Genomic DNA, 26331 nt, shown 5'->3' with positions numbered 1-26331 from the left:
GTATGATATAAAAAAAGATGGAGATAAAATCTCCACCTTTTACGCAGATATAGGTTGTTTGAAGACAATCTGATTTAATTCGTCTTCTTCAATCGTTTCTCTTTCTAAAAGTGCTAATGCGATTTCTTCCAATAAATGTTGATGTTCTGTCATAAGCGTAAGCGTCTTTTCATATATCTCTTTAGACATTTTCTTTGCTTCTTTTAACACATCATCATCTTTTACTCCACTTAGAGCTTCCACATATAGCATACCGAATTCATCTGTCATTCCAAGCTCTTTTATCATACCTAATAGGATATTAGTTGCTTGTTTAATATCTTGACTTGCCCCTGTGGTAATCAAGGATTCATCTTTTGTTAAAAGAAACTCTGCAATTCTTCCTGCATATAGAGTTTGAACTTCACTTATCAGGTCTTTTTTCGTGTGAAGACCCGCTTTTTCAGGAATAATAAAGGTTACGCCCCCTGCTCCACTTGTAGAAGGGATAATCGTTACTTTCGGAACACTTTTTTTGGTTAAGAGTTTCGCTACTAAGGCATGACCAGCTTCATGCCACGCTACCAATCGTAGTTGTTCTTGGTTCACGTCTTTAGTAGACTTCTTATCTCCTCTCATAACCACTTTGTAGAAGGCATCATCGACATCATTGTTATCAATGCTTTCTTTTCCTTTACTTACTGCAATAATTGCACTTTCATTCATAAGCGTTTCCAGTCCTGCACCAGAAAATCCAATGGTCATTTTTGCTAACGCATCTAAGTTTACATTGTCCATGATTTTCTTATTTTTCGTGTGTAATTTCAAAATTTCCTTTCGCTCTTTCAATTCAGGAAGTGGAATGGCAACATGTTTGTCGAAACGCCCTGGTCGGATAAGAGCTTCATCCAACATCTCTAAACGGTTGGTTGCTCCAATCACAACAATGCCTTCAGAAGAAGTGAATCCATCTAATTGAGTAAGAAGAGCGTTAATCGTTTGGTCTTTTTCTGTATTGTTATCTGTACCACGTTTTTTTCCTACTGCATCAATTTCGTCTATAAAAATGATGGCTGGTGCTTTTTTTCGTGCTTCAGCAAAGAGTTCACGCACTCTTCTTGCACCTACACCTACATACATTTCTACAAAATCAGAGCCACTGACACTAAAGAATGGTACTCCTGCCTCTCCTGCAATGGCTTTTGCTAAAAGCGTTTTACCAGTCCCAGGCGGTCCGTACAGGATTGTTCCCTTTGGCATCCTTGCTCCCATTTCTTTATATTTTGCAGGGTTTTTCAAGAAGTCGATAATAAATTGAACATCTTTTTTTACCGTTTCATTTCCTGCAATATGGTCAAAGCGAATAGGTGGAATTTTACTTACCTCTGTTGCTTTCGTTTGAACAACTTGGTTCTTCATTTGAGCTTGTGGTGTATTCTTTTTCATGAAGAAAGAGAATACTATCATAATCAATAAAATTGTTCCAAATGTAGATAAGAAACTAAATCCACTTGAAGAGCCTTCTTCTTTTACCTGAATATCCTCTTTCAATAGAAACTCTTTAAAATTTTCCGTTCGTGGATTATCAGTGGTATAGATATTATCTTTTTTATCCGTTACTGTAAAAGTAGAATCTCCGTAGTTAATCGTTGCTTCTTTTAATTCCCCTTTTTCTGCTTTCGTTAGAAATTCATTGTACGTAATTTCTTTTGGCTTTTTATCATCACTGCCTAAATCAAAGATATATGCGGTAGAACCAATAAAGACCAACACAATCAAGAGTGGCAGGATAAATACGTTAAAGAAACCCCCTGTTTTTTTCATGTTACGTTCTCCTTTTTTGTAAAATCGTATATGTCATCTTTTTTTGGTAGTTATCTATATTCTATATTAATGATTTCTTTGACTAAAGTCAATGATTTATGCAATTTTTAATGATGTTAAAGTATAAAAAACAAAAACGCATAGCCCTAAAGCTATACGTTCTGATTACCGTATTATCCCATTAACAATGAAACCAATTGTTTTTGACGTTCCATATTGAATTGGAATACGTTTATATTCATTTGTTCCAACATTTGATTTCTTGTTCTTTCCATGATTTCTTTTGCTGTATCGACATCTCTAATTCGGCTTAGATGGTCATTTTTTATATCATTCATTTGGGATTCATAGCTCATACGATACTCCAAAATTCTTCTCTTAATATCTAATTCACTTTTCCCATTTGAAATCACGTCTAACACATTTTCTTTAATAAAATCAGGGTTTAACAAATCTTCTAACTCTTCATCTGAAGGAATAGATGGGTTTGTTGGATTCGTAGGATTTGTTGGCGTTGTTGGGTTTGTATCAGGTTTTTCTTCCTCCCCAATGTTAATATCTATGTTAATATTCCCATCGTTTCCTCCAACTCCGATATTTATGCCTCCACCAATTCCACCAAGACCAATATCAATTCCGATACTATCATTATCTTCCTCTTCAAGAGAAGGTTGACCTTCATTTGTTGGAGGGGTTGTTACGTTTGTATCTTCATTGTCAGAAGGGTTGGATACATTTCCACTATTATCTTCTGTATTTCCTGTGTTATTTTCATTTCCACCATTTTCAACTGGATTGCCATTTCCAGTATCAGGATTAGATGGATTAACATTTTCACCGTTATCTCCTACGTTTTCGTTTCCACCTTCATTGCCAGTGTTGTTATCTCCCCCACCGTTCTCTACAGGATTACCACTTCCAGTATCGCTACCAGGAGTAGTAGGGTTGGAGTTATTGTCAGTCGTTGGAGGGGTTGTTACACCACCATTATTGTTTTCGTTAGGGTTAGATGGATTTGTTGGTTCGGTAGGCTTAGAAGTAGAACCTGTTGAATCAGGTTTGCGATTAAACTTATTAAAGAAATTACCCATTCCGTCAATTAAGTCTTCTACGCCATCCTCAATTTTACTTACTATCTCTTTTACCTGTTCTTTATTGATTTTGCTATCAAACACTTTTTCTAACATGGATTCATGATTTTTAAATTTAGATGAATAGGTGTCCATTGTTTTTTTATAAGACTCTACAGCCTTTTGTGTGCTCATAGCATTTGTTGGCAAACCCTTGTTCTTCAATAATTCACTGGAAAGAATATCAACAGGATTTCCTACTGTTTTTAGCGTATCTTGTACAAGCGATTGACCTTGAATAAGGGAAGATACAGTCTGTACTAAAGGTTTAGTTACTTCTGTTAATTCTTTGGTTAAAGTATCAATGCCTTTTAATACATCATTTTCTTTTCCAATGTTTGATTTCAAATTTTTAATCGAAGAAATGTCAGGGAGTTTAATTTCTAATAAACCTTGGCTTCCTGTTGATAAGGAAATTTTGTCCTTTCCAAAGAGCTTTTGTCCATTAAATGTTGCTGATTCAAAAATATTTTTCAATTCATCTGTCAATCCATTTACTTCTTTCTTAATGGTTGATTGTTCATCCTTAGAAAGAGTATCCGATTGATACCTTTGTGCTAATTCTTCTAAACGAAACCCTATTTCCTCTCCTGCAGTCAATACAGTATCTACCGTATCAATAAAGGAAAAAGCGTCTTGCATATTTCTTTGTGCCATTTGACTTCCTCTAATATCGCTTTCTAATTTAGAAGAAATTCCATAATCAGCAGGATTATTAATGCTTACCCCTTTTGATAGCTTTTCGTTTGAATCCTCAATTTTATTACTATATTGATTCATTCTGTTGACAATAGATAAGTTGCTTGAATAAATTCCATTAATTCTCATAATGTACACTCCTTCATAGGTTTTTTTAATCTCTAATCCGAGAACCTTTATGAAGTCTGTACCTATTTAATTTCATCACCTTTCGTACTTTTTAACCAATACCAAAGACCTAAGTCTTTTCAAAAAAATAAACTTAACCTATCTGCTTAAATTGAACAAATCATGGATAAGTTTATAAAATTACCATTTATGTGATAATCACATATCCTATTCTATTGCATTTATATGAAAGCAATAAACATATAAATTCCTGATAACGCAATGCAGGGACCGAACGGAAAGACATCGTTTTTACTTTTTCGTTTAAAAATTAGTAAAAGAACCGCAATGATAGCTCCTGAAAAGAACGCATATACAATAAATTTAGACACAAAGAATGTACCTGTAAAAAGACCAATTCCTCCTGCCATTTTTACGTCTCCACCGCCCATAGCTCCTGTAAAAATCATGACCATTAAGAAGAGCAAAAAAGCAATTACACCACCTAATAGGAGTTGTTCATAATAGTCTTGATAAATGTAGATAAATCCACCACCCAATAATGCAACTGCTAAGTTATAAGAATTGGGAATTTCTTGATATTTTAAATCTATAAAACTCGATGTAAGCAATATCGTTGAGGCTAACCCCACTACACCAAGCGTAGGCGACCATCCGAGTTTTTGAAATAATAATATCCATATTCCAGTGTTTGCTACGATTGCTAACCACTTGTATAAGGGACTATATTGATAGCCAATCTTGTCGCTTACAATGTTCATTCCAAATTGAGAGATTACAGCAATCAGTACAATATATAAGATGTCCACGCCTCTCCTCCTTGTTGTTTATAGTCAATTTAATTACCCTAACTTTAACACGAACGTATGAGCGAAACAATAAAGTTTCGGTTGTACCCCTCTTGACCTTACCCTTATTTTATTCATACTTTATTCATACTTATTTATTAAATTTACCTCTATTAAGTTGTATTTTTTATGATACTTTTCATTCTTTCTTCTTGTCTTTTTCATAAAAAAAGACAGTGGTAAAAATCCACTGTCTTTTATTATTATGGTTTTAACTTGATAGTGATACCAGTGTTATAAGGTACGGATTTATCAATTCTTACATAAGAAACTGTTTCTGCTGAAAGTTGTCCAAGGTTATCTACTGTTCTTGCAGTAACCTTCGTAATGCCTTCATTAGATACATTGAACGCTCCTGCGTAAGTTGTCCACCCTTTCGCTGTTGCTCCTTCGAGCTTGTATTCCACACGTTTTACCCCTGATTGACTATCCGTTCCTGCAGTAATACTAACAGAAACAGGTGTATCTTTAGTCCACTCTTGGTTATTCGTGATAGAAGGTACTGTTGGAGGAGTCGTATCAATATTAGAAATCGTTATAGATTTCGTTGTTTGATTTCCGACTAAATCTTCTGCTACAAAGGTGTACGTTCCGTTTTGTGGCACAGGATACGTTGCAGTGCTTCCGTTTACCCATGTTCCATTCGGAAGTTGGATTCTCTTCATTCCAAGGTCAGCATCCGTTGCATTAACGGTAATTTGAACTGGTGAAGTAGTCCATGTGGTCGGATTTTGCGTCAACGTCATTTCTGGTGCTACGCTATCTTGGAATGGAATATGCTTCACATCAGATACGTTTCCAGCTTCATCAATGGCTTTAATATGAATATAATATTTGCCATTGTCTGTTACAGGGATTTGGACTTTTTCACTTCTTGAATCCACTGTATTATCAGGGACAGTTGAAGCGTTCTTATCAATCACGTAAGAATATCCGTCAATACCAGTTGTGACCGTAACCTTTTTCTTTTCAGAAGCAACCGTATCGCCTTTATTGCTTACTGCTTTTACGGTATATTCATATTCCGTTCCATTATCCGTTGGCTTTTGAATATTCATGAAGATATTGCCACCACTTGCGTTTACATCAATAGTAGATACTGCACTTGGTTTTGCTTTATCAGTAGCTTCTCTATCTTCATAGTCAGATAGAAGACCTTCATAAATCTTCGTATTACCTCTGAATAATTGGGCTTTTGTTGCATAGCCAAACTTAATGTCATCGATATAAAGATTTCCAGTTGTTTGAGAACCAATATAGAATGAACCACCACGAACCGCTACATCATAATCAGAAGCGTTGGATACTTTCGTATTAATACTGAAAGTTGTCCATTCACCACCAGCAGGAACATTACGAGCATTGAAACTCCAAGCTCCCCTCCAAGGTCTCGTTGTTAGTTTTTCACCAGCTTCAATATCCCTTGAAATTCCAGTATTTAGTGTAATGGTTTTTGTTGTTGTGTCAATGGCTCTAACTTGGTACATATATTTAACACTCGTAGGAACGGTATCTGTTGTAATATAACTACCTAAGTTTATTCCAGATAAACTATCAACTTTGATTTTGTTGCTTCCTTTTACTGCTGTTTCAGTAGCAGAAGGAGTAAGTGTATTAATCGTTTCTCCCCAACCACCGTCACCGTTTGGCATAACCGTTCCACCTACGTCAGATTTTGCTTTGAACGTCATACTTAAATCTGTTCCGTTCGGGAATCTTTTTGAACCAAACCAAGCAATAGAACGATTGCCAGAGGTTGCAGGGAATTGATACCAGTTACCACCATTGTAAGTGTTATTGATTTTAAATGACTTGCTTCCAGTAAAGGCTTCTTCTGATGTGATAGATTGTCCTCCACTACCCATTCCAGTTGGCAACTCTTGTCCAGCTTCAAAACTTGTAATAGAAAGAATGTCTTCATCTAACATATCAATAGCCCATTCTGATTTCACATGGTCATCTTTTTGATAAACCGTTAGTTCAGGTACATTTAATTTTACTTGATATGGTGTTTTATTCCCTGCTCTGTCTTCAATCTCAAAATTATAAGTCTGTCCTTTTGTTCCATTGAAGGTAGCAGTTGTACCATAGGTGTATTCACCATTTGGTAATTTAATAGATTTTACACCAGAAGCATCATCACTTGCAGTTAGTGTTACCTTGAAGGTTTCTCCATCCACGCTTTCAACCGTATGTGTAGCGGTTGGTGCTTCTTTATCAATATTTGTAATCGTAACCGTTTTAGTAGAAACATTTCCACCATTGTCTGTTACTTTAAACGTATAACTACCGTTTTTATCAACAACATAAGACGCTACATTTGCACCGTTTACACGATTTCCATTTGGAAGTTCAATGCTTTGGATACCACTAATGCTATCATTTGCATTTACTTGAATGGTTACTCTATCGTTTGTCCATGTTGTAGGATTCACCGTTTCGTCAATCACTGGTACTCCTCTGTCAATTTTCACTGTTTTGGTTGTAACTGCAGAGATATTTCCAACACTGTCGATTACTCTTGAATTGATAGTTGTAACTCCCTCATTTGTAATCGTAATTGGAGATGCATAGGTAGTCCAAGACTTCGTAGTTGCCCCTGAAAGCATATATTCTACTCTTGATACATTAGAACCACCATTATCCCCATTATCATCCATAGAAACTGTTACATTTTCCGTAGTCCAGTTTTCATTGGCTGTTACGGTTGGAGCATTTGGATTTTCTTTATCAATATTTGTTACACTAACTGGAAGTGTGTACGTTCTTCCTGCATTATCTGTAACAAGGAAATTGTACGTTCCGTTTTCCGTAGCAGTATAAGTTGCTGATGCACTATTTACGACTGTTCCATTTGGAAGTTTAATAGATTTTACTCCACTGATTCCATCTGTTGCTGTTACGTTAATAACAACATTGTCCTTAGTCCATGAACTTGTACTCTTGGTTGCAGTTGCACTTGGATTTCCTTTGTCCACTTTAACCGTATAAGGAACAGTTGCACTTGTATTACCAGCTTCGTCAATGCTTCTGAAAGAAATAGTGCTTGTTCCTTCATCATCAAAGAGAATATTTCCATTGTAATTAGTCCACGCCCCACCATTTAAAGAATATTGAATTCTTGCATCGGAAGCTCCATTATCCGTTAAACTTGCAGACAAAGTTACATTTCCTGTCGCCCAAGCACCATTAGTATATCCATTGGAATTAATAGTTGGAGCATTCGGATTTGTTCTGTCAATTCGCACTACTTTCTGTGAAGTAGAAGACACGTTACCAGCATTATCAATGGTTCTTGCAGTAATCGTAGTTTCTCCTTCTGCTGTAACAGAAATCTGTCCAGTATAGGTTGTCCAGCCCTTAGTCGTTGCACCAGATAACATATATTCTGTTCGATTTACACCAGCAGTTCCATTGTCAGAACCATGAGTAATGGTTACAGGTACAGAAGAAGCATCTGTCCAGTTCGTTCCTGCATTAATGGTTGGAGCATTAGGGTCTTGATTATCAATGTTAGAAACACTAACTGGATAACTTCTTACATTACCAACATTGTCTTCGACTTGGAACGTGTAAGTCCCATTTGAAGGAGCTGTGTATGTCACAGTTGAATCAGCAATCCAGTTTCCATTCGGTAATTGGATTCGTTTTACCCCTGTACCGCTATCTGTTGCATTAGCAGTAATCGTAACACTTCCATTAGTCCAAGCACTTGTGCTGGTAGAAAATGTCATAGAAGGAGCAACCGTATCTTGATACATTTCTCCAAGGTAGGTTTCGGAAGTATTGACATTATTTCCGTTAATAGCCTTTACATAGACTTTATAATAGGTATCCGTTGGGAGACCAGTTACGGTTACAGAAGTAGCAGTTGTATCACCGCTTTTTATCACTGCATTATCAGAACTTCTTCTTACTTCATAATGATATTTTGTACCACTTGGGTTTCCATTTGCTCCCCAATTGGCTACGACTTTTCCATCAACAGAAGCATCTAAACTTCCTGTTGTTGGCTGATTGGCTAAAGTATAAATGGTGCTAACTGAAGAATAACCAGTGTACACATTACTTGTATTTTTCGCTCTTACTTTATACTGATAAAGTGTATTTGGAATTAATCCAGTTTCACTTCTGGAAGTTCCAGTTCCCATATTTACCGTTGTTCCATTATGAACACGATTAAGCTCATAGGTGGTGCTATCTACGTTTCCACTTTTATCAAAAGAGACGGTAAATGAATCATTGTCTACATTTGAAAAAGTTGGTTGACCAGGAGTAACAAAGTTATTCACATAAAATTGCTTTGTATTTGAAGACGACACGCCCCCTTTATCATCCATAGCCCAAACTTGTAAGGTATGCCACCCTTCTGCAAGATTGCTTGGCAACGTATAGTTATAGTTAAATGATTGATTTGAACCATTAGCGGTTAATGACGTAAGAAGATTTTCAGTTCCTCCATCAATTGACCATTTAATTTCAAGATTGTCACCAATATCTTCATCTCTTGCTGTACCCGAAATAGGAAGCGTTTGACCACGATAAAAAGTTTGATTATCTGCTGGTGCTGACATGGAGAAAGTAGGATTTGTGTTACGAGGACCCATCCCAACAATCCATGATTCTTTTCTGGATTGGTAAGGAGCAATGCTTTCAGGATTATAATAAAACCCTGCCCCTGAATCACCAGGATAAATAACTTGTCCTTCATAGAAACTACCTACTGCCATTGGATATTGTTGATTATATCGACCAAGGAATATAGAATCCGCATTTGTTACATTGTAAACATCTTGGTAATATCCAGTTACTTGAACCCCATTATTGAATGCTTCCCATCCATTCGGGATAATTCTAAATGGAGAAGCGTCATTTCCATTAACCATTGTATCAATATTAAAGGAAGCTCCTGCAGTCTGATATGAACCAGTTAAGTTTTTCATTTCAATTTCTGCTTTCATATATGCCCCTTGAGACGTGGCATTTACGATGCTTAATCGAAAAATATAATCAAATGTTCCATCTGTTCTGACTTGTTCAATCACCCCATTATTTACTGTAAATGATTTTAAAGTAAAATTACTGAAGTTTCCTGGATATCCAGTAGGGAATGATTCTCCTCTTGAAATATATAATCTTGCTGAATCTTGTCCATAGAAGATAGTTGCTCCGCCATTTATTAATTGAATCCCATATCTCGTATTGTCTTTCATCCATACTCTTAATTGAGAAGATTCGATGGTTTTTTGAGAAGAACTATTGTTTGTAACTGTAATTGTTTCAGCGGCCTCTGCTTTCAAAGGTGATACAACTAATGGAATACTTGGTGCAAAAACAGATACTAAGACTACTGCTGACATTCCTGAATTAGCCAATACTTTATTCCATTTTCTTTTCTTACTTTTTAGTTTAGCCAAGGTATTTTCCCCCTTTCTTTCAAAATAAATTTTTTTACTAAATCATATTATCATATACTTTAGTCAATATATTTAAAACTTCTTTTATAGTCAATTTTATCACATAAATAAATAAAAATAAACAGCGAAGATACATTACCTCCACTGTTTATTAAGGTTTTATGGCTTTAATTTAATCGTGATTCCAATATTATGTGGAACACTTCTATCAATTCTTGCATAGGAGGTTGTTTCATTAGAAAATTGACCTACATTATCGACTGTTCTTGCAGTAATTTTCGTTTCTCCTTCATTGGATACTTGGAATGTTCCAGTATATTTAGTCCAGCCTTTTCTCGTTGCCCCTTCTAATTTATATTCCACTCTATTAACGCCAGATAATGTGTCTGTTCCAGCTTGGACAGAAACAGAGACAGAAGGTGTGTTCACCCAATCTTGATTATTAGAAATAATCGGAGAGGTTGGAACAATCTTATCAATATTAGAAACAATGATGGATTTATTTGTTTGATTTCCAAAATAATCTTCCGCTACAAAGGTGTAAGTTCCATTTTGAGTAGCTGTGTAAGTGGCATTAGCACCATTTACCCAAACTCCATTTGGTAACTTAATTCGTTTCATACCTGATACCTTATCTGTTGCCTTTGCTGTAATGACAATAGATTCAGTTGTCCACTCATTATAAGAAACAGAAAGCTCTAACGTAGGCATTTCATTGTCTACATAATGATAATGAGAAACAGAAGATATATTTCCAGCGTTATCTACCGCTACTACATGCAAGTAAAATTCATCGTTGTTTGGCACTTGAATGTCATTGCTTGTTGTTTCAATCGTTCTATCAGGAATGGTGTTAGGTGACTTATCTATCACATAACTATAACCCTTTAATCCAGTTTTTAACTCAACTTTTTCTACATTGGATTGTACTTCATATTTTGAATTTCTTGCTTTTAACATAAATTCAGAAGCAACTCCCATATCTTCAGAAGAGAAGCTAAAATCTGCACCGTTATTATGGTCAGAGGTTAAACGAATCGTTGGCTCTGTTGGTGAAGCGGTATCCATTCCCATTCGGTCAACCCATTCGGTTTCGGTAGTCGTTTGAGCTAAATAATATAAAGTGTTCGCAATAATTCTCGTTTCTGCTTCACTTATAGAAGGGAAAGAGTGACCTGAATTAATAATCGCTGTATTATTATAAGTATGAACGTAAAAATTGTTTGTCCCTACTTCTCCTGTTTTTGGTGATATATTAATTTCTTTGAATGGCATACCAACAAATCCTGTTGGATTTACCGTTTGCATCCAGACTTCTCCTTTACCAAACACATTCAAGCCATGTTGAGAAGGAATCGTATAGCTCTGTCCAATTTCTCCTACTTTAAATGGATATTCGGTTAATAAACCTTTTTTAGCAATTTGCACTTTATTACCAGTAGGCCAGTAGCTTGAATAGTCACAACGTACATTTTCGATTAATTCAAAAGAAACCGTAGGGTATAAGTTCCCACTTGCATCTCTTCCTGAATAAGTCGGACATGCGTTATACGTTTGATTAGAGAAAATTTCAACTCCTAATTCTGAAGATAATTTATTTACCCCTCTATCTAAACCTTTGTATCCAATGGTATGATGCGAAGTCATAAATCCTCCACCGTCTTCAATGAAGGTACGGATATATTCTATTGCATTATCATTTGGATATAGTCTTTCAGGCTGTAAATTCCACATTCCATAGAAAATGGTATCATAATTCCAAATACCATCTGTTTCTTTTATATGTTTAGATGGATTAGCGTTAAAACTGGATAATGAAACAGTATCAATTATTACATCATCAATTCCTTCTTTCAATAACCATGTTTTTAAAATACCAGAGTTTGGAACGGAATTTCCGTCTAAGTCAATTTGCCCTTCTGATAATCCTGTATTTGGTATTCCTGATTCATCTGGATAAATGTTTAACACTTTTACGGTTGATTTTGAAGGAATACTTTCCCATTCACCATTTGCATTTTTACGATGAAGAACATACGTAGTTGGAATGTCAAAAGGATTATTCCAATTTAATTCAATCGTATTGTCTTCTTCATTTGGTTCTCCTTCTAAAATCAGTTGATGATAGATATTATCAATCTCTACGGTATAGCTTTGTTGATTTCCAACCGCATCTTCCGCAATGAATGAATAGTTTTGATTTTTGTTTGCCACATATTGTATCGTAGAAGCATTTACATAGTTTCCATTAGGAAGTTTAATTCTCTTAATGCCTACATTATCTATTACAGTTAAGGAGATGGTTACAGTATCTTTTGATAAGGTAGAACTCGAAACAGTATGAGTAATGCTTGGAGCTTGTGTATCGTTTCCAATAACAGATTGTGGAGAACGATTACCAGCATTATCTACCGCCACAATTGTTAGATTTTGATAATCATTTGGATTAATAGAGATTTTAGTCGATGTCGTTTCTTTTAAGAGAACACCATTTTTATAAATTTGATATTTTTGAACGCCTGAAAGGACATTTACCGTTTTTGTTTGACTTTTCGATGATTCTACCCCATTTTTATCCATGCTGGAAATGTTGTACGTATAATCTGTGCCATTATCTGTAGCAGAATTCCATGATAATTCAATTTGCCCCCCTACATATTTCGCTTGAACATTGGATGGAGTGGTTGGAGAAGTCTTGTCTGTCGCTTCCGTATCTGTAAATTGTGACAAATAGGATTGGTCTTCTGAAATTCCAAGATTTACACCATTTCTATAGATTTTAACTTTTGTAGCATAACCCATCTTTAAATCGTCAATATATAGAATCCCATCCGTAGACCATGTATTTCTCATATCAAATCCATCTGCATAGAAGTCGAAATTCGGATGATAGGCTTTGGCATTAAATGATAAAGTATGCCATTGGTTATCATTTGGAATCGTAGCAGAGCCAAACGCAACACCAGCCCAATCATTAACAAGAACCCTTTCACCAGCATTAAAAGCCTCTTTTAAAGCTGTATATGCCCTTCCAATAGGACTTCCTGAAGCAAAGGGTTGAATTCCTTTATGAGTTTCATCCATTTCAAATTGTTGGGTTGCACTGTTCCAATAATAGAATAATAGACCATAGTTGTGATTTTGGTCTCTTGAACTAACAATGTGATAAGGATAACCAGGTGTAAAACTTAAATTCCCTGATTTTGTGTACACTTTAAAACTATTAGGAGGCGAATTCCAGTTCACTTGTTGAGCATAATAAACCTCTTCACCAGTCGTTGTTCTTAGTGGAAGCCCTGCTTTTCCCCAAGGACTCCCATTGTGAGCACTTACCACATGCGTTGTGCCACCTACTGCTTTGACATTAAAGGTAATACTTAAATTAGAATTATTGGGGATGCTACGACCACCATAATAATGAGCACTGGAATCGGAGTAGGTACTTGGATACCAATAAGCATTTCCTGTATTCCCTCTTCTCGTATCCGTTAATTTCAAACTGTACGAACCTGAATGTCTATCTTCCGTTGCAAATGATTGATTTCCAATTTTACCGCTCCCACCACCATAAAGGCTTGGTCTCTCTTGTCCGTTCTCAAAAGAAGTATTATACAAAATGTTGTCGTATGGCATCTCTACACCCCAACGTAAATAAGCAGAATTTCCTTGATTATCTGCTTGAATTAAGTCAGGAACAGCAGTGTTAGAAGCATAACTTTCAGTTGGGAGTAAACTTACCGAACTTACCGTTGCCAAAACACTTAAGAATGTAGAAATAAGCAATTTCTTTTTCTTTCTTTTTCTCACTTTATCACCTCTTTTGTTTATTTTTTTATTGCTATTGTATTCTATTAAAAAAACCCTTATTTTATAGAATCGTTTCTATTTTCTTCTTTTATTTGAAATCGCATGATTGTTTTGAGTATAGTAACGTGCAAAAAATAGAAAAAAGGGACTTATGCAAAATAGCAAAGCCCCTTTCTTGTTAGGGTTTAAGTTTAATTGTAATACCAGTGTTGTGAGGGACACTTCTATCAATTCTGACGTAAGAAGTATCTTCTCCTGAAATCTGACCTACATTGTCAATTGTTCTTGCAATAATTTTGGTTTCCCCTTCATTGACAATTTGGAATGTTCCAGTATATTTAGTCCAACCTTTTATGGTTGCCCCTTCTAACTTATATTCCACTCTATTTACACCAGATAATGAATCTGTTCCAGCTTGGATAGATACAGCTACAGAAGAAGCGTTTATCCAATCTTGGTTATTAGCGATAGAAGGAGAGCTTGGTGCTGATTTATCTATATTAGACACTGTTATCGTTTTGGTTGTTTGGTTTCCAACCAAGTCTTCAGCTACAAACATATAAGTTCCGTTTTGTGTAACGGTATAAGTGGAATTTTCTCCATTTATCCATGTTCCATTTGGCAACTTAATACGTTTTACTGCGGTTTCTTTATCAGAAGCAGTAGCAGTCAGAACCACATTTCCTTTAGTCCATGCTGTTTGGTCTGCAACAACATTCAAGGTAGGTGCTCCACTATCGACATAGTGATAATGAGAAACTTCACTCATGTTTCCTACTTTATCAATCGCTACAACATGGACATAGAAATTACTGTCAATGTCTTTGTTCATGGTAAAAGAGGCATTTCTTGTATCAATCGTTTTATCAGGTACAGTTGTTGGATTGTTGTCAATCACATAAGAATATCCATCTAAACCAGTTGTAATCGTAGCAGTTTCAGTGTCCGAAGTTGTTTTTGCTCCGTTTTGCTGTCCAGTTGCTTCTACATAATAATCATACGTAGAACCATTGTCTGAAACAGGAGTAAAATCTACTTTTACTTTGTTATTTAATCCGTCAGCGACCACCGTTTGAATCACTGGTTTGTTTGGTGCATCGACATCTTGTGAAGTATGGTCATCCCAAGAAGTAGATTGTGTCTTTTGAGCTAAATAGAACAACGTATTGGCAAGAACCTTTTGTTCATCAGGTGTTGCTTGTCCGTTACTATGTCCAGTTTGAATCATAGCTGTGTTGTTCCAAGTAGAGAGATAGAAGTTCGCACTTCCTTGTCCATTTATATCTGTCATTCTTCCACTAAAATTAGTGTAGTCCATCCATACGTTTCCATAAGTCACTTGTCCAGTATTATGAGAAGCAGGGACAGTTAAAATGGTATTAACATCTCCGATTGACCAAGGATAATTGGTTAAGAAACCTTTATTTTTTACTTTAACGGTTACAGTTCCAGAACTTCCACCTGTTGAACCAACTCCATTTGCAACAGGGTCAAGAGTCGATACTTTCATGTTCAAGTCGTCTCTTAATTGGTTTGCATTGGTATTCCAAACCATCGGATACATAATGGTATCGTGTCCTGATAAATAACCTTGTCCATCTGCAATCCATGATTTTAAGGCACTTACCGCTTGTGGGCTGTAATCATCTTCCGCTCTAAATCCGTTACCGTCTAACGCTCCTTCAAATACTACATCATATTTCCAAGAACCATCAGGATTTTTTAAATACGCATTTGGATTTGCGTTAAATTCAGGGATAGATACAGTATCGACATCAATCAATCCTTGCCCATACCCTTTTGCATGTTCACCATTCGGTTGCTCCATCCATTTTTCAATCGATGAAGATATAGGAATCGTTTTGGATTCTCCATTCCAACCTGTAAACGTAGTTGTTGCATCTGTTCTTGGATACACATTCAATACTTTTACATTGCTTTTTGCTGGAATAGATTGATAGCTTGATTCAGTGCTTTTCTTCTTATAAATCATATATTTATAGCCTTGCCATGCATCTGCCATTGTCCAATTTAAGTGAACATAATCTTCTTCTGGAACAGGTGTAGCAGTTAATTCAGGCTTAAAGGTAATATTGGAAACCGTAAGTTCATACGTTTTTTTATTTCCTACATTATCCTCGGCTTTTACTTCATATTTTCCATTACGGTTAGCAACGAATGAAGCAGTTCCACCATTAATGACTGTACCATCTGGAAGAGTAATAGATTTTACACCTGATTGACTATCAGAGGCAGTCATATTCACTCTTACATTCCCTTCTGTTAAACCAGAAGTAGATAAAGAATGTGAAATAGCAGGAGCAGTTTTATCAATGGTTGTTACACTCACGACTTTAGTTGCAACATTTCCGCTATTATCTGTCACCTTAAAGGTGTAGTTACCATTTTCTTCAACAAGATAAGAAACAGCATTCATATCATAAACTTTATTTCCATTTGGAAGCTCAATACTTCTAATCCCATTTAAGGCATCATTCGCATTAAGATTAATCGTTACTTTATCTTTTTGCCAAGTGGAAGGACTAAAACTATGAGTTACATTAGGAGCGGTTTTATCAATTTGATATTCTCCTATTGTTCTCGTAAATTTATTTCCAGCATTATCTTCTCCTTCAATGTGGATATAGTTTTTACCCTCTTGACTAACGGTTACGTTAATATCCGTAGCAGAAGAATAAGCACTCCAACTTCCTGAATTACTTGCAGGAGGCGTTGAACTCTGTGTCACTGCATAGCGTTGATGCTTAAATCCGCTACCACCTTTATCAGAAAACTTTATATTCACATTTACATTGTTTGAAGTCCAGCTTTGAGAGGTAGGATTTACAATCGCTTCTGGATTTTCTTTATCATCTGTTATAATGATATTTCTGCTAAATTCTTCTGACCAAAGATTTGCGTCATTCTTCACTTTTAAGGCAATTCGATATTCTCCTACACCATAATTTCTAAAATTAGTTAAAGGTGTGCTTCCTGAATAAATTTGAGTATTATTCTTATATACTGTCCATGATTTTTCTGTTACATTTCGACCAGCAGGGTCATAAGATGTATCAGAAATATCTAATGTTTCATACATAGATTTCGTATGAGCATCAATCGTAAAATTCGCAACAGGTTTTGCAACAACAGAAGAAGTTGTAATATAACGTGATTCTGGTGAAGACCAAACACCTTGATGGTCTTTTACTCTTAATTGGACAATATAATCATTTCCAAGTGGTAAGGAACTTGGTACTTTCCCAATAGTCCAATCACTATCAGTTGTCTTTTTCCATTTCCACTCATACTCTGCAATGCCCTTATCTGTACGTGATTCCATATCCAAATCATAAGAATAATCTTGAATCGTGATAGCGAAGTTACTTCCATTATTTCTTACAATACTTGAAAACGATGCCACTGGTCGTCTATGAGCATAAACATAACGTGGGTTTGGATGTTTGTCTCCAAAACTAATATCATATTGACCAGGTTTATCAAACACCATTTGAAGGTCTTTTTGCCACTGATTCGCCCAAGACGCTTGTCCTAAACTATTTTCAAAATAATTATAGTTATGGTCAATTCTCCATCTTCCAAGCGGATATTCTGCTGTTTGTGTATTGGTTGCTAATGACGTTGGAGTAACAGAAATATCAATTGGCTCACCTACCAAGACATATTGACTATCGCCTGTTTCTTGCTCGTTTAACTGGCTAATAATATAATCGGCTGTTTTATTAATTGAATCCTCAAAGTTATTGTTATCAAAGAAAGCACCTTCATTGTTAATCTTTCTTATAAAACTATTGGTTTGGTCTTTATTTGTGTTTGTACCTAAACCAACATAATGAAGTTCCTCATTAATAACCCTTGGAAGAATCTCACCTAATGCTGTTGAACTATCAAAATCTGCTACTTTATCATCATCTACATTTACAATAAACCGTTCTGAACCATCATTCCATTTTGGTTGTTTAATAATGTCATTGAAGCTCTTCGTAAGTATTTTTTTGATATTGTAGTTAATGGTATTTCTAAGCAAAGGTGCAAGGTTTCCTGAATGGGTTGTATAATATTCTGCAGTTGTGGTTTGGACAAAAATTGTTCCAATTCCATAATTAAATTCAGCCACAGTTGGTCTACCAGCACTATTAGACATATAAACTATCGTACCTTGTGGTAAGTTTGTAAGATAAGAGTGAGATGCATAACTTCCTGTTACTGTTGAGGGAATTCCTTGTGTAACTGCATGATTTGGAATCACAACATAGTTTGTGCCATCATAATTGCTAATATGCTCAATTCCAGCGGGTCCGTTAGTCCAGAAACTACTTCTCCAACCCTGGTCGGCCGCATTGAATTGTAAAATACCTCCACCTCTAATCCAGTCTGTAATTCGATTCATGTTTTGATTTAAAACAGTGTAAAATGACTGTGGTTGGTCAGAAGTAATAAAGATATGAGAATATCTATATAAATCTAAACTTGGTAATTGTGACGATGTTTTTACCTCTGGTGTGTAACCTAAATTTCTTAACGTATCAATCACAACTTCTCTACTATCCCAAGCCTCTGCGTCTTGAAGAACTAATGCTGTTTGGGTTTTATACCCTTCTACACCTGTAATGTTAATACGGTTACTTCCAATACCCTTTTCGATTAATTTATCTTTCAATGCAGTTTGGTATCTATTCATATCTACATCTGTTTCGTTTGTTGTTAAAACAATATCTATGTTTGCTTTTGATGATAATTTTAATTGTAATTCATCTTCGCCTGACGCATATGCTTTAGGAGTATATACATTACTTGAAGAGATAAGAGCTAAAGATACCATACCAGCAACTAATTGTTTTGAAGTTTTTTTCTTTTTACTCAATTATTGTTACCCCCTTTTATTATTCAATGTAAAATTCACAACATAGTCTAAAGACTATATTCTCATTCCTATATCAGTATTTTAATGAAATTTTCATTCATTTATTACCGTATGTATCATCAAAAATTGATTCTTAAATAAAATCTATCAGGAATAACATACCATTTTTATTGACTATAAACAATGAATCCGTTGTTCTATCCATTTCTATATAAAAAAGAGACCTTGCATAAGCAAAGTCTCTCTTCTATTATTTTGTTTCATTGAAGCGGATTACATCGTAAATGTTCCCATCAATGAAACCGATTTGTGCTTTTTGAGAAGCATCTTCGCCACCAGGGAAGTAAACGGTTTGAATATCATAAGGTGATACCAGTAATTTACGTTGTGCAGTTGCACTTGCATAAACTTTTGCACCGTTTGGAGCATCTTTTGGCATTGTCACCGTTTGAGTATAGTGGTCTCCTGCTTTACGCATTGTACCAACGAACGCCTTATGGTATCCGTTATCTCCAACGATTTCAACCTTATAATCAACTTTATCTTGAACCACTTCGACATCTACTGCTTTCTTCACATCAACGGAGAAGGTGATATTACCACCAGACAACATTGGTTGTGGAGCGAAAGCCCAAACTTTCGGTGTGAATGGATTTCTTGTACTAAATTCTAATGGATTTACTACTTCTTCAAGCGTAAAGTCTTTAATCGTCAACTTATCAACAATGATAGTATCACTTACGATATTGCTTACGTTACCAGCTTTATCGACAGCTACGATAGATACTGTTTTTACTACCCCAAAGTCTAATGTCCAAGGAATGGTTATAGGACTATTTGGTGTTGGTTTAGGAAGAGTATATTCTCTGTCTCCTTCAATTACTTTAACAGTTTCAATTCCACTTCCTGCAATATCAGAATATGTCAATGTTAATCGAACATCTCTTGTTGCAGAGTATTGGTCTCCATTGTTAATCACAATATTTGCAAGAGGTTTTGTTGTATCAAGGAAGATAGTATCTGTACGCACATCGGAAATATTTCCTGCTACGTCAGAGATTTTCAAGTAAACAGTTTTTACTCCATCTCCATTGGAAAGTACCCAAGGGGTTTCTTCCGTATAAGGCATTTTTGTCCAATTTACATTATCATTAGACAAGTAAATGTCTTTTACTCCTGTTAAAGCATCGCTACCCTTCAATTTAAGTGTAACGGATTTTTCTTTTGTGAAAGGAGCATCCTCATTGATGACAAATGCAGAAGCAGTTGGCTTTGTCATGTCCAAGATAATAATGTCTTCAACTGGTGGTGCAATGTTTCCGACTTTATCTTTGTATTGAACCCAAACGTGTTTTAATCCGTCTACTGGTGAAAGTACCCAATCTTTATAAGTTGAATAGCTTTCCCAAACTGACCAAGCACTTTCTTCATTTCTGAATTGCATATGAGTGACACCAGAGTATAAATCTTCTGCATGAAGTTCTAAATCTACCTCACGTTTATTTGTAATCAACACATTTTTCTTAATATTGCTTACAACGTGATTAATTGTTCTTACATGTCCGAAGTTATCTTCTGATTTGAAGACATACGTTCCATTTTCACTTACACGATACGTTACTTGGCTTCCGTTTACCCAATTTCCATTCGGTAATTGAATCCGTTTTACGCCTGTTGCACTATCTGTTGCTTTCGCAGTCAATACAATATCTGTATTCGTTAGATTTACAATATCAGGAGTAATCGTTAAGTTTGGAGCGTTTTGGTCGATTTTCATTGTCTTAGAAACAACGCTTGAAATATTTCCAGCATTATCGACTACTCTTGCAGTAATCGTTGTTGTTCCATCATTTGAAATTCGTACAGGAGCATTATACGTAGTCCATCCTTGTGTTGTATCACCAGATAAACTGTATTCTACTCTAAAGCCTGATACTCCACCGTCTCCATTATCTTTAATGGTTGCTACCACATCTTGGTCAATCCAAGTGTTTTCAATACCATCAATCGTGATAGTTGGTGCGTTTGGTGTAACTTTGTCAATATAATTGACATTAACACTCTTAGTAATGGTGTTTCCAGCATTATCGACTACTACAAAGTCTTGAACACCGTTGGTTGAAACAACATACGTAACGTCTGTATCAGTTACCCAATTTCCATTAGGAAGTTTTAAACGATTCACACCACTGACTGAATCTCTTGCACTAAAGTTAATAGTTACGTTTTTATTAGTCCATGTAGAAGGATTTGCAGAATAACTTACGGTTGGGTCAGTTTTATCAACTTGATATTCTCCAATTGTTCTTGTCATTTTGTTTCCAGCTACGTCTTCTGATTCAATGTGGATAAAGTTTTTGCCCTCTTGACTAACGGTTACGTTAATATCCGTAGCAGAAGAGTAAGCACTCCAACTTCCTGAATTACTTGCAGGAGGCGTTGCACTTTGCGTTACTGCATAGCGTTGTTGCTTGAATCCACTACCGCCTTTATCTGCAAAACGAATATTTACAACAGCATTATTTGGAGACCAATCTTGTGAAGTTGGATTCACAATGGCTTCTGGTTTTTCTGTATCTGTTGTAACGGTAATGTTACGTGCAAATTCATCTGACCAAAGGTTTGCATCGTTTTTCACCTTTAAGGCAATACGATAACTACCCTCTCCTGCATTAAGGAAATTGGTCATTGGTGTTGCACCTGTATAAACAACAGTGCCATTTTTCGTTACAGTCCATAATTTCTCTGTTACATTTCTTCCTGCAGGGTCATAAGAAGTATCAGAAATTTGTAATGGAACAAATTTAGAAATTGTACTCTCTCCTACATTGAAGTTTGCGACAGGTTTTGCAACAACAGAAGAAGTCGTGATATAGCGTGATTCAGGGTCAGACCAAGCTCCTTGATGGTCTTTTACTCTCAATTGAACAATGTAGTCATTTCCAAGCGGTAATGTCGTTGGAACTTGTCCATTTGTCCAGCTATTATCCGTTGTTCTTTTCCATTTCCATTCACGTTCAACAATACCTTTATCTGTACGTGATTCCATATCCAAGTCATAAGAGTAGTCTTGAATATTAATAGAGAAGTTGCTTCCATTGCTTCTTACGATACTGGCAAATGAAGCGACAGGCTTTCTGTGAGCGTAAACATAACGTGGGTTTGGATGTTTGTCTCCAAAACTAATGTCATATTGACCAGGCTTATCAAAGACCATTTGAAGGTCTTTTTGCCATTGGTTCGCCCATGACGCTTGTCCTAAATTATTCTCAAAGTATTCATAATTATGGTCAATTCTCCATCTACCTTGAGGAAATTCAGGAGTAGCAGTGTTTTTTGCTAATGAGGAAGGAGTAACAGAAACATCAATTGGTTCTCCTACCAATACATATTGACCATCCGTAGTTTGCTCTTCTTGTAATTTTTGAACAATATAGTTAGCAGTATTTTCTAAAGCAGTTTGATAATTCGTGTTAGAATAAAATGCTCCATTATTGTTATTGCGTTGAACGAAGTTCTCTAATTGAGATTGGTTTGTAGTTGTTCCTAATCCAATAAAGTTAATTTGTTCATTGATAAAACGTGGCAACATTTCCCCTAATGCAGAAGAACTATTGAAGTCAGGAACAATTTGGTCGTCTACGTTTACCATGAATCGTTTAGACGTATCTCTCCATTTAGGTTCTTTGATAACTTCACGAAAATCTTTTGCTTTTGTAACATTTAACTTTACATTCTCAAGAGAGAATTGTCCAATGTCGCTACAACCATGACTGTAATGGTCACTGAAGAAACCGAAACCAAATCCAAAATGTTCATCTAATGGAAGATTTCCAATTTCCGCACCAGTATTTTGATTATAGACAGTAAGTTTATTCTTTTCCATTTTTAATTTAAAAGAACCACTACTACCCATATTAATCGTACCAATTCGGGTTGCTTTGGAGTTAATACTACCATTTGCTCCCCAACCACCAATAAAAATCTGTTCACTCGGACTGTTGCTCCAATTTTTTAATTTGAATAGAGTTGCTTGTCCTTGTTTTGGAAACATCAAGGCATATCCATTCATAAGTCCATTGGTTACATGTGTGTTGATTAACACCCCTCCACCATCAAAGCTATCCCCATAGTTGAGACTATAAGAAAAGCTCATTTCTTGCTCTTTGATTTCAGGGTCAGTATTGTTTGGCGTATAGATTTTGTTAAAACCTTCATAGCTTTCATTTCCGTACATTTGTATTCTTGTACCGTTATTTTGGAAATAAATTCTACCAACATGAGAATGAACATCATTGTTCCAAGCAAATGATTCTTGTAGGTTTTGAGAGTTTGTTTCTACTGCTTGAATATTGATTCGGTTTAAATTAACACCTTTTTCAACTAATTTGTTTTTTAAGTCATTTCCGAAGTTCGCTACATTCATCTTCGTATTTCCTAATGTAAGAACAACGTCAACGTCTTTATTCGATGTTAAAGATAATTGTAAATCATCGGCAGTTTCCGCATGAGCAGGAGTAACAACAGCAGTCACATTAGAAGCAATAAGGGTCAAAGCTAATGCACTGGTTAAAACTCTTGTTGTTTGTTTTGTTTTTCTTTTCTTTGCCACACGTTATCCTCCTTTCTTTTTTCGTAATTTCATTTATTATCTTATGCATCTATAATATGCTTTATAGATTACAAAAATAATAATAAAGACTATATTCAATAATATATATATTCCATTATAATGAAATATTCATTTTTTATTAAGGCAATTTTTGCTTTAGTTGGTTTATCTTACTTTTTTTCTTTAAGTTCTTTTGTATCTTTATTGTAAGTGAAATCAAAAGCCTTTCCGTCTACATTTGCATGAATGGTTTGAATGATATCTTGTGTTTCCACTTGAATTTTTGCATTGTTACCATTTACGTCTTTATCTTTCAATACAACCGTTTTAATAAATTCTTTCACAATGGATTCTTCCATATCAGAAGTTGGTTGCATAATGTATGCTCCATCCATATTGAATGTCAGTTCTTGATTCCATTCAGCTACAATAAATTCCTTTTTCTCTTTCTTTTCTATATCTGTCATGCTTTCTTGTGGAATGACAATATCATGTTCATGGTCGTGTCCTTCTTCACCTTCATGACCTTCATGGCTATCCGTTTCTTCTCCACTTTCTTCATTTGCTTGTTCTGCTACTTTCTTTGCTTCTTCCATTACTTTAACTGGAAGTTCATTTTGAATATAGCTCATTTCGTTGACCTTTTTATCTTTTAAAAATGTCATGTTGGCTTCTGCTTCGTATTTCACTTTTTCGTTTTTATTAAAGCTATGAGCTTGAATATCATTAATGTCAGCGTAATAATCTGCTCCATTGTAATGAATACGATTAGAAGATGCATACATGTTGAACGCATAAATCATATCATCATGAGATACAAACTCTGTTGATTTACCCATTATTTGACTTATGGTTACATTTAATTGTTCACGTTGCTCTTCTAATTTGTGAGCCTCTTCTTTATTGACATCCTTTTCTTTGTTTAACTCCATATACGCATAGGCATTAGAACCAACTAATCCAGCTATTACAAGCCCTGCAACAATGGCTGTTCCTTTCTTTTTTGTCATTCTTATTCTCCCTCCTATTATCTACATAGTTTCTCTTTTGAGTTTATCATATTCGTAGACTATAAGCAATATTATATGTATTTTTGACTATTGGGAATAAAGAAAGAAAAAAAGAGGATAAATTTTCTTTATCACTCTTTCCTTCTTTTTAATGATTGCTTTTAAATTGTACTTGGCTTACTCCGACTGTTTTCATCATTACGCCACTTTTGTAGTAGAATAATCCTTTTACTGGATATTCTGCATAAATGACTACACTTGGCTTATAGATTTTCACTTTACCAGCAGGAGTATCAAAATCAAATCCAGATTCAGAAGTAATATTGACAATATTTACTTGAATGGTAGGTTTACTCTTTAACACGCTATTTTCTTTTGGTGTTAAATCATCATTTAACAATAGGTCATGTTTCAAAATGTCCATTGCAACCTTTTCGGCAGATGCTTCATCAATTTCTAAAATTCCTTGTGGAACTAAATCTTCTTTGATTTGTGTTACTGCCGAAGCAGAAGCATTGTCTGTTACTGATTTTAAATGACCTTTCTCATATACATAATGAGAGACATCTATAAATGTGAAATAAAGTATTGGAATAAGAACAGCCATCCAAAGAATCATATAAATGGAGACAAAACCTTTTTTATTCTTAATAAACCGTTTCATCAGTCTTACCACCTTTCTGACATGACTGTTTCAACAAGTGTATATTTGTCTGCTACATTACTTCCGTCATCCCCAAAGAAACTTAGTGGGGCTTTGATAGATGTATTAGCAGGAACACGCACTGTAATCTGAATCATTTCTTTAGAATCTCTCTTAATGTAATTACTTCCACCATCATGCAAAGGTGTTACACCAACAGCATTTAGATTTCCAGGTTTTGTTGTTGCAGTAACTTCAATACTGTTTCTATCATAACCCAATTGAACCAATCTATCTTTGAATTGTTCAATATCAGAATCCACAGGTTGAGAAATCGAATTCGTTAAACCGCCTTGGATTTTCGCTTTTTGAGCAAGGTCATGAACTTCTGTCTGGAGCATGATTCGGGGGAATATTAACGTGAAAAATCCAATTGCTAATAAAATAACCATTAAGGCACTTGACATAGCAATAATCGCTTCAATCGAAACAAACCCTTTTTTATTTTTAACTACTTTCCGTAACATCTCTTTCCCTCCTCTTTTCGTTGACTATAGTCTTTTGTTTCATGTTATTATAATATGAAAAATGACGCAATATATAAGGGTATCTACTTGGTTTTATATGAAAAAAACCATTTATACATAAAAAAACACTTTAAACGCTATGTCTAAAGTGTCTCTTTATACTTCGTAAGAATTTTATTTATTACTCAGTAGCTTTTGGTAAGTTTTCGTAGTTTGTTTGTACTGCTTCTACTTGGTCGATAGCAGTATCACGTACACCATTGGAAGCTCCTTGGAATGAAGTGATAGCGAAAGCACCCAATCCAATAATCAAACCAGCCACGATTACTGTTTCGATGGACACATATCCAGAGTTTTTACGTAAAGTATTCATTACTTTTTGCATGTTGTTTTCCCCTCCTTTCAAATAAAAATTGGTAATTAGACGAAATAAAAAGGGAGAATATCCCCCTATTTATTACTCAGTAGCTTGAGGTAGGTTTTCGTAGTTTGTTTGTACTGCTTTTACTTGCTCAATAGCAGTATCACGTACACCGTTAGAAGCTCCTTGGAATGATGTAATTGCAAATGCTCCTAATCCAATGATTAAACCAGCTACAATTACCGTTTCAATAGACACATATCCTGAATTTTTACGTAAAGCGTTGATTGTTTTTTGCATGATTATTTTCCTCCTTTAATTTTCATATAGTTTTTAGATTTTTATTTTTAGTAGAAGAGGATTCATTCCCCTTCTCAATTAAGAGACTACGTTATTATTCAGTAGCTTTAGGTAGGTTCTCGTAGTTTGTTTGAACAGCTTCTACTTGGTCGATAGCAGT

General features: G+C 35.3%; 12 protein-coding genes. All 12 read right to left on the bottom strand.

The annotated features are described in order from the left end of the window. Positions 1–39 precede the first annotated feature (39 nt). Positions 40–1803 (bottom strand): ATP-dependent metallopeptidase FtsH/Yme1/Tma family protein, encoded by a 1764-nt coding sequence (locus CVD28_RS24435; RefSeq protein ID WP_101597322.1) that lies wholly within the window; start codon positions 1801–1803, stop codon positions 40–42. A gap of 173 nt (positions 1804–1976) precedes the next feature. After that, positions 1977–3761, bottom strand: coding sequence for a flagellin (locus CVD28_RS24430; RefSeq protein ID WP_101597321.1), 1785 nt, complete (start codon positions 3759–3761; stop codon positions 1977–1979). Positions 3762–3982: 221 nt separating this feature from the next. Beyond that, complete coding sequence (locus tag CVD28_RS24425) at positions 3983–4570, bottom strand: prepilin peptidase (RefSeq protein ID WP_101597320.1); 588 nt, start codon at positions 4568–4570, stop codon at positions 3983–3985. A 242-nt stretch (positions 4571–4812) separates the two neighbouring features. Then, complete coding sequence (locus CVD28_RS24420; RefSeq protein WP_101597319.1) at positions 4813–10026, bottom strand: OmpL47-type beta-barrel domain-containing protein; 5214 nt, start codon at positions 10024–10026, stop codon at positions 4813–4815. Positions 10027–10185: 159 nt separating this feature from the next. Beyond that, entirely contained in the window at positions 10186–13833 is a 3648-nt protein-coding gene (locus tag CVD28_RS24415) for an OmpL47-type beta-barrel domain-containing protein (RefSeq protein WP_101597318.1), read from the bottom strand. A 178-nt stretch (positions 13834–14011) separates the two neighbouring features. Continuing rightward, entirely contained in the window at positions 14012–18718 is a 4707-nt protein-coding gene (locus tag CVD28_RS24410) for an OmpL47-type beta-barrel domain-containing protein (protein ID WP_101597317.1), read from the bottom strand. A gap of 250 nt (positions 18719–18968) precedes the next feature. Beyond that, complete coding sequence (locus tag CVD28_RS24405; protein WP_101597316.1) at positions 18969–23330, bottom strand: OmpL47-type beta-barrel domain-containing protein; 4362 nt, start codon at positions 23328–23330, stop codon at positions 18969–18971. A 170-nt stretch (positions 23331–23500) separates the two neighbouring features. Beyond that, positions 23501–24340 (bottom strand): hypothetical protein, encoded by an 840-nt coding sequence (locus CVD28_RS24400; protein WP_101597315.1) that lies wholly within the window; start codon positions 24338–24340, stop codon positions 23501–23503. A 148-nt stretch (positions 24341–24488) separates the two neighbouring features. Then, positions 24489–25004, bottom strand: a complete 516-nt coding sequence (locus CVD28_RS24395) for a TadE/TadG family type IV pilus assembly protein (RefSeq protein WP_101597314.1) — start codon at positions 25002–25004, stop codon at positions 24489–24491. A 5-nt stretch (positions 25005–25009) separates the two neighbouring features. Next, positions 25010–25510, bottom strand: a complete 501-nt coding sequence (locus CVD28_RS24390; protein WP_101597313.1) for a hypothetical protein — start codon at positions 25508–25510, stop codon at positions 25010–25012. A gap of 181 nt (positions 25511–25691) precedes the next feature. After that, positions 25692–25895, bottom strand: coding sequence for a hypothetical protein (locus CVD28_RS24385; protein ID WP_101597312.1), 204 nt, complete (start codon positions 25893–25895; stop codon positions 25692–25694). Positions 25896–25967: 72 nt separating this feature from the next. Then, the gene (locus CVD28_RS24380; RefSeq protein WP_101597311.1) at positions 25968–26171 is read right to left on the bottom strand and encodes a hypothetical protein; all 204 of its coding nucleotides are present in this window, start codon (positions 26169–26171) and stop codon (positions 25968–25970) included. Positions 26172–26331: the final 160 nt, after the last annotated feature.

It is taken from the genome of Bacillus sp. M6-12, assembly GCF_002860285.1.
GTDB lineage: Bacteria > Bacillota > Bacilli > Bacillales > DSM-1321 > Peribacillus.
The sequence above is the reverse complement of the archived record's forward strand: the minus strand, read 5'-3'. Positions and strand labels throughout refer to the sequence as shown.

Bases quoted from the DNA above. Each gene is read 5' to 3' on its own strand.
- CVD28_RS24385 (WP_101597312.1), bottom strand. From the start codon at position 25,895: ATGCAAAAAGTAATGAATACTTTACGTAAAAACTCTGGATATGTGTCC.
- CVD28_RS24430 (WP_101597321.1), bottom strand. From the start codon at position 3,761: ATGAGAATTAATGGAATTTATTCAAGCAACTTATCTATTGTCAACAGA.
- CVD28_RS24380 (WP_101597311.1), bottom strand. From the start codon at position 26,171: ATGCAAAAAACAATCAACGCTTTACGTAAAAATTCAGGATATGTGTCT.
- CVD28_RS24400 (WP_101597315.1), bottom strand. From the start codon at position 24,340: ATGACAAAAAAGAAAGGAACAGCCATTGTTGCAGGGCTTGTAATAGCT.
- CVD28_RS24390 (WP_101597313.1), bottom strand. From the start codon at position 25,510: ATGTTACGGAAAGTAGTTAAAAATAAAAAAGGGTTTGTTTCGATTGAA.
- CVD28_RS24435 (WP_101597322.1), bottom strand. From the start codon at position 1,803: ATGAAAAAAACAGGGGGTTTCTTTAACGTATTTATCCTGCCACTCTTG.
- CVD28_RS24395 (WP_101597314.1), bottom strand. From the start codon at position 25,004: ATGAAACGGTTTATTAAGAATAAAAAAGGTTTTGTCTCCATTTATATG.